The following is a 1101-nucleotide window of genomic DNA, read 5'->3' on the forward strand; positions in this document are numbered from 1 at the left end:
AACAAGTACTGTATCATCAGAGCAGCAAATGAAGGGGTCATCACACCAGCACACACATAATTCTGTAAGTTTTTGTCTATATGATATATTGCAAGACACGAACCACGTTTCTGGGACATCGGTGTTCAAAAATTATTATTCATCAAATTTAGCTCTGGGGAAACCAACTTTGACCATTTCTTATGTAAACAATGCTGTAGAATCTGAAAATCACACCTAGAAAAGGCAATTTTGCCATCTTCACTGTGTAAATTAACAAAATATACCCAAAAATGGCCTAAAAATGGCTTTTTGGGTGACAATATGTCTACCTTTGTCACTTAAATACTTATTTTCAAAAACTGTTGCTCATATAGCTCCTAAAACTGTTTAGGGAGTTAGGTATTTATAAAACCTACCAGGTAAAATTTAAATTTTGAAAAAATATTGAAATTTGACGATTTTGGAGAATATTCAAAAAAAATTCTGAGTTGACAATTTATGCCGGATTTTTAAAAAAATGTGATTTTTTTCATCTAAAATGGATCAGAATTTTCAAAATTTTATAGTTATCAAACAAATTTGATTTATAAATATCATAACATCAAGTATATAAACTATCAGAAAAAACTAATTTGGGCTGATTTAATTGATTTTTGCGCGTTTTATAGCAAAAAAGTGCGCACAGGTGCAAAAGTGGCAGAAAATTACTGAATTTGTCAAAAAAAAAGTCACGGCCACAGTTTTGGTCCAATTGACTCCAAATGGAATCAAAATGAGCCCACTAGTATGTAGATTAGTTTGATTCAATTTGGGACTGATTGGATGAAAACTTTTTGTGACTTTTTTTTTTGACAAATTATTTAGACGATTTTGCGATCGCACTTTATTAGCAATTTACGTCATTTTAGCTGACTTTGGAAAATTGTTGAGAAATTTGCACTTTTGACTTCAAATTTGGATTCCCCATGTATTTCTACTTAAGAAAAAGTGTGTTTGGTATGTTTGTATTGATATGAGAAAATCCCAAAAATGTCCCGGAAACGTGGTTCGTGTCTTGCAATATATCAAGACAGAGAGGGTTGGGCCTAAGTCTGGGATTCCTCTCGCTTCTCTCTGTTC

Annotated in this window: 1 protein-coding gene; it reads left to right on the forward strand. The window is 32.3% G+C overall.

Annotated elements, in window-relative coordinates; translation table 11 throughout:
- Nucleotides 1-220 (forward strand): hypothetical protein (locus tag ACN0IC_RS15725; protein ID WP_416879689.1); only part of this gene is annotated, 220 nt, incomplete at its 5' end.
- Nucleotides 221-1101: the final 881 nt, after the last annotated feature.

The organism is Litorimonas sp., assembly GCA_029936425.1.
GTDB lineage: Bacteria > Pseudomonadota > Alphaproteobacteria > Caulobacterales > Maricaulaceae > Litorimonas.